We start from the raw sequence: 3,384 nt of genomic DNA, 5'->3' as shown, positions 1-3,384 counted from the left end.
TATTCCCAGCATTGCACCTGCAAATTGGCTAAACGCAGGCTCTATCGCAGAGGTGGGTGTGCGGGTTCTGGGGGAGTGGCTTGGGGGCGAAATTCCTCGAGCTGAACTGGAAAACATTGTGTACGATGCCCTCAACTTCCCTTGCCCACTGGTCAGACTCTCGGATGATTTGTTCGTGCTCGAGCTCTTCCACGGCCCCACCCTCTCCTTCAAAGATTTTGGCGCCCGCACCATGGCCCGCCTGATGCAGTATTTCCTGCAACAGCGTGGCGAGCAACGCATCATCCTGGTGGCCACTTCCGGCGACACCGGCAGCGCGGTGGCCGACGGCTTCGCGGGGCAGCGCAACATCGAGGTGGTCTTGCTCTATCCCAAAGGCCGGGTCAGCGAGGTGCAGGAGCGCCAGCTCATCACCCAGCGCCCCGGCGTTCGCAGTTTCGCAGTCGAAGGCACCTTCGACGACTGTCAGCGCATGGTCAAGGAAGCCTTTCTGGACCCCGATCTCTCGCACCTGCCCTTGAGCAGCGCCAACTCCATCAACATCGGGCGGTTGTTGCCGCAGTCGCTGTACTACCTTTGGGCCATCCATCAGATACACGCCCACCCTTCGCTGCGGGGGGAAAGGGTGGAGAGCAGCCCCAGGGAAGTTAACTTTTGTGTCCCCAGTGGAAATCTGGGCAACCTGATGGCCGGCATGCTGGCGGCGTTGATGGGGCCTCCCATCCACAGGTTTATTGCTGCCCACAACGAAAACCACTTCTTCCCCGACTTTCTGCGTGGTAAAGCCGAAGCCTATAAGTTCAACCCCACCATCCCCACCCTTTCCAACGCGATGGACGTGGGCTCGCCCAGCAATTTTGAGCGGCTCTACGCGCTTTTTGGCCCGCAAAAACTGCGTTCGTGGGTCTGGGGAACCACCGTCTCCGATCCGGCCACCCTCGAGCGCACGAAAAAAACCTTCGATGCCTACGGCTATACCGCCTGTCCCCACACCGCCGTAGGGCTCGAGGCGCTGCACCGCTACCGTCAGGAGACCGCCGACCCCACCCCCATCATCAGCCTGGCCTGTGCCCACCCCGCCAAATTCCCCGGGGCCGTCGCGCAAGCCCTGGGACAGGAGCCAGCCAGGGAGGAAACCCTGGAAGCCCTCTACCGCCTCCCCACCAGCGTCGGGATCCTCGAGCCAACGCTGGAAGCCCTCAGACGGGAGCTGCTGTCCTGACTCGAGCCGTCCATACCCCGCAGCTGGCTGGGTCGCGTGGTTTGGTACCTGGTTTTATAGACTGGCGCATACCCTTCGAGGGTGTCGCAGGTCGAGCGTGGCTGGCCATTTCGTACTATGTGCGCCCACGATAGATATTTCGGTTATGGTTTTACCTGGTGCACTTCTGGGGTTTGCGCTGGTGCGGCTCAGTGGCCTGGTCTCGGTGGGTAGAGCAAATGCCTAACCTGGAGATACCTGGGGCCACTGCCAGGAGGTATGACATCTACTCCTGCAGGGGTCATGCATGGGAGGACGTGTGAGGCGAGAGCACTTTTTTCCAGACCGCTGAGACTGCGGGGGATTTCCAAAAAAGTGATGTGCAGCTCACCCTTTGGACGCGGCAGGGCAAAAACCCCGCCCGCGAAATCCAGACTGGCTTTGGAGTTGTGGGGCGGAGGCTGTACACTGGGCGGGAGTCTGATATGGCAGAAAAAGCAAAAGAAAAAACCAACAAAGAACCCTTTCCAGGGGCGTATGTTGTCGGTCTGGTGATAACCCTGGCCCTCCTGATCACGATGGTGGCCTTTGCTGCTGGCCTGCCTCCGGCCATTTCGGGCTTTTTAGTGGCCGGGTTGTTGGGCCTGACCGTCCATCCCCGGTATGCCATTGGCTTCCTGAGTGCGGGTGTGTTTGCGGCAATCCTGGGCTTTGCAGGCAGCGAACCACAGGTGGCCTGGGGTGGGATCGGGCTTATCCTGGCCAGCCTGGTGGTCAGGCTTTTTGTGAAGGGCTAACCACACTCTGAAGGGCTGATGTGGACCGGCTGGTCATATTTCTGGGGAGTATGCTGGCCCCCGACCGCCTGGCCCGCACCCTGATCTATGCCGGGATTGCTGGTTTCATCTGGTTTTTTTTCATACAACCCAGCTCCTTTGGCTCGACCCTTTCGGTCACGGCCCTGGTTGGGGCGGGGCTGGTGCAGTATGGCAGCGGTAAGCCGTTTGTCATCCCGCTTTACATCTACGTGCTGGCAGCCCTGGTACTGGCGCAACTGGGTGGGCTCGTCCTGGGTGTGGGCGGACAGTTCGGGGCCGCGCTGCTGGGCAGTCTCCTGGGGCTGGGTCTGCCTTATCTAGCCTACCGCCTGCGGGGGAGAACGTGAAAGTCGCCCTGGTACACCTGGCAACCCGCGAAACTCCGCTGGCTACGCTGGAAAGAGCCCTCGAGCTGTTGAACCAGGCCCATCAAGCCGGCGCAAGGGTTGCGGTGTTGCCCGAGCTATTCCCCAGTGGCTACCGCTATCCCGATGCCGCCCAGACCCCAGTAGTGCTTTCACAACTTCAGAGCTTCTGTGCCCACAGCGGCATGACCCTGGTGGCGGGGGTGTTGGAAGAAGCGGGTGAGCGTTACGCCAACCGGGCCCAGGTCATCGGGCCAGCAGGTGTGCTGGCCTGCTACACCAAAACCCATCTGATTCCGGCCTTTGGCGAGCCAGAGGCCATGATTCCGGGGCAGGAACTGGTCACGCTAGATCTGGGTGGCTTTACGGTAGGTATTGCCATCTGCTTCGACCTGCGTTTTCCTGAACTCTTCCGTAGCTATGCGCTGCAAGGGGTCAACCTGTTTCTGATTCCCTCGGCCTGGCCCCTGAGCCGCAGCTATGCCTGGGAACTATTCTGCAAGGCTCGAGCCGCCGAAAACCAGGCCTATCTGATCGCAGTTAATCACGCCGAAGACCCCTTTGGCGCAGCCAGCCTGGCCGTAGATCCTATGGGCATGGAGATGCTACGGGTGGAGACCGAGGGGGTCGGGGTGGTGAAGGTAGACTCCTCCTTTCCCACCCGCCTCAGGCAGGAATTCCGGGTACTGTCCGAGCGCCGCCCTGAGTTATATCAGGGCCTTTTGAAAAGCCCAACCAGCAAGTAGGCCACCACCCCCAGCATCAAACCCTCGCCCCAGGTTGGAAAGTAGGGCCAGAGCGTCTGTACGTTCAGGCCCCCCATGATGAGTAAGGGCCAGGGCAGCAACGCCCAGGCCAGACCATACTGCCGGAAGCCCGCTGCGAGCACAAATGCCAGCCCCACCCCGCGCATATAAAACAACCAGCCCTGCCCAAGTTCGTTCTGGTAGACGAACCACCCCAGGTTAAGCCAGACCCCCCCTACCCCCCAGCCCCAGCC

Annotated in this window: 5 protein-coding genes; 4 read left to right on the top strand and 1 reads right to left on the bottom strand. The window is 60.7% G+C overall.

The features are described 5' to 3' along the window. The 4 genes from thrC to Q0288_RS16250 all read left to right on the top strand — a co-directional run. A partial coding sequence (gene thrC / locus Q0288_RS16265; protein WP_299432807.1) for a threonine synthase occupies positions 1-1,222 on the top strand: 1,222 nt, incomplete at its 5' end. A 464-nt stretch (positions 1,223-1,686) separates the two neighbouring features. Continuing rightward, complete coding sequence (locus Q0288_RS16260) at positions 1,687-1,998, top strand: hypothetical protein (RefSeq protein ID WP_299432810.1); 312 nt, start codon at positions 1,687-1,689, stop codon at positions 1,996-1,998. Between the two features lie 20 nt (positions 1,999-2,018). Next, on the top strand, positions 2,019-2,366 hold the full coding sequence (locus Q0288_RS16255; RefSeq protein WP_299432804.1) for a hypothetical protein: 348 nt from the start codon (positions 2,019-2,021) through the stop codon (positions 2,364-2,366). Beyond that, a complete protein-coding gene (locus Q0288_RS16250; protein ID WP_299432802.1) occupies positions 2,363-3,130 on the top strand; it encodes a nitrilase-related carbon-nitrogen hydrolase in 768 nt (255 codons plus the stop codon). Before Q0288_RS16255 ends, Q0288_RS16250 begins: the two co-directional genes overlap by 4 nt. On the opposite strand, the gene Q0288_RS16245 is transcribed toward Q0288_RS16250, so the two are convergent. Next, on the bottom strand, positions 3,097-3,384 hold a 288-nt coding region (locus tag Q0288_RS16245), incomplete at its 5' end, for a hypothetical protein (RefSeq protein WP_299432799.1). The genes Q0288_RS16250 and Q0288_RS16245 overlap by 34 nt on opposite strands.

Origin of the sequence: uncultured Meiothermus sp., from assembly GCF_937863175.1 — a bacterium.
In the GTDB taxonomy this organism is placed as follows: Bacteria; Deinococcota; Deinococci; order Deinococcales; family Thermaceae; genus Meiothermus.
This window is presented reverse-complemented; position numbering and strand designations above follow the sequence as displayed.

What these genes read in the sequence shown, in the direction of transcription:
- Q0288_RS16260 (WP_299432810.1), top strand. Translation starts at nt 1,687, where the DNA reads ATGGCAGAAAAAGCAAAAGAAAAAACCAACAAAGAACCCTTTCCAGGG.